At 70.3% G+C, this 1,969-nt stretch carries 1 protein-coding gene and 1 pseudogene; one reads left to right on the top strand and one right to left on the bottom strand.

Annotation, left to right across the window (positions count from 1 at the left end; genetic code table 11):
• The coding region (locus tag ACWEBX_RS39690) for a hypothetical protein (protein WP_451889561.1) at positions 1 to 245 on the bottom strand (245 nt) is incomplete at its 3' end.
• A 569-nt stretch (positions 246 to 814) separates the two neighbouring features.
• On the opposite strand from ACWEBX_RS39690, the pseudogene ACWEBX_RS39685 reads away from it, so the two are divergent.
• A pseudogene (locus tag ACWEBX_RS39685) lies at positions 815 to 1,969 on the top strand (ATP-dependent DNA helicase); the annotation flags it as partial.

Raw genomic sequence — 1,969 nt, 5'->3', positions numbered from 1 at the left:
CTCGGATCGGGCGCCCAACTGGCCATGATTTCCGGCCAGGTGCCCTCCGGGGACAGGTGGACCTCCCGTTCTCCCGGATCGAGTGCCCGACTGCCTTCGACGTAGCGTCCGATGCGCTCGATGTCCTCGAAGGTGCCGAAGCTCCAGCCTTCCGGGACATGGACGAGACCCCCCAGGGCGCCGCCTATCGCGCGGGTGTCCCGGATGCGGGGAGGCAGAGGCGGAGCCGTCTCGATGTCGCTCATGGGTGAGATCATGGCGGACGGTACTGACAACTGGCCGTAGGGGCGTATGGCGGGAGGGCCGTATGGCGAGCATCTCGACATGCAGCGCTGCTCCCTTTCCCGCAGGATGAAGGCGTGATGAGTGCACAGTCGTCGTCCGCGGTCTGCTGCTGAGGTTCACCGGAGACGGGTACGGGCCTCTCGTCGGCCCCCGGACTGTTCGAGCGGGTTCGCACCGTGGCCGGACTCGATCCCTCCCCCGCGTGGATCCTCGATGAGACCACCTGCTGGGACCAGCCTGTCGTGCGGGCGGCGATCCTCACGATCGAAAAACCGCGTACGCCCAGGCCTGTCGCAGCCGGGGGCCTACTGCGACGTCGACCGCCGAGACTGGGGCGGGGGTTCGGCCGAGGCTTGAGCCTGGGGCGCATCGTGGCCGGGCGAGCGACTCGGGCAAGTAAGTCAAGCCTTACCTTTACGGAAACGTGGCTGCATAGTGGAGGGTCGATTCGAGGAGGGGACCGCTGTTGCCGCCGTTCAATGAGGGTGCCGCGGAACAGGTCGAGGCGGAGCAGGTTCACGTGGCCGCCATGTATGGACTGCTCGACGAGCGGTTGGCGGATGTGCGGGCACAGTTGGCGGACGTGCTGAGGTCGCCGGCCGGCAGCGTGGGTGAGGTGTACGAGCGCGACGTGGCCGCGGAGCGACTGGCACGTGGCCTTCGTCGGCTGGAGGGAGCTGAGGAGGGGCTGGCGTTCGGCCGGATCGACAGGGGGGACGGAACCGCCCTGCACATCGGACGAGTCGGGCTGCATGGGGATGACCGCGATGTACCACTGCTCCTCGACTGGCGAGCGGACGCGGCGCGGCCCTTCTACGAGGCGACGGCCGTCCATCCGATGGGGCTGCGGCGGCGCCGTCACCTTCGCGTCGAGGACCGTGCCGTACGGACGGTGAGTGACGAGCTCCTGGACGGATCCGCGGCCGCGAGCGACGACGTCATCGGCGACAGTCCCTTGACGGAGGCGCTGGAGGCACGGCGCACGGGACGGATGCGTTCGGCCGTGGCGACGCTGCAGGCCGAGCAGGACGCCATCGTCCGATCACCGCACCGCGGGGTGACGGTGGTGCAGGGCGGCCCCGGCACGGGCAAGACCGTGGTCGCGCTGCACCGGGCGGCGTACGTCCTGTACGCGTTCCCGGGCGCCGCCGCACGGGGTGTGCTGGTCCTCGGGCCGAACACGCGGTTCCTCGACTACGTGTCCCAGGTGCTCCCCTCCCTGGGGGAGAACGATGTGCTCTTGGCGACCTGCGAGGAGCTGGCCGGGGTGGTACCCGGGGCCGCGGAGCCGTTCGACGTCGCGCGCCTCAAGGGGAGTTCCGCGCTGGCCGAGGCGCTCGCGGACCTGGTGCGCTCTCGGCAGGCCCCTGGCAGTGGCTTCACGGTGCGGGTCGGGCAGGAGCAGGTCCACCTGGAGAGCGTGGATGTCGCCGCGGCGCGGGAGGCCGCGACGGCGAGCGGTTGGGCGCACAACCCTGCCCGGGAGGTGTTCAAGGAGCACCTGATCGGCACGGTCACGAGTGCCCTGGAGCGCGGCGCCGTCGAGGCCCTGGCACACATCGACGCCGAGATCACCGAGAGCACGGGCATGAATCTCGATGCCGCGGCCGCGTCCGACCTGCGCGCTCTCGGCTTCGACGACGCTCCGGCCGGCGACCCGGCCGAGGTGTTCGACGCCGAGGCC

It is taken from the genome of Streptomyces sp. NPDC005070, from assembly GCF_053600395.1.
This window is presented reverse-complemented; position numbering and strand designations above follow the sequence as displayed.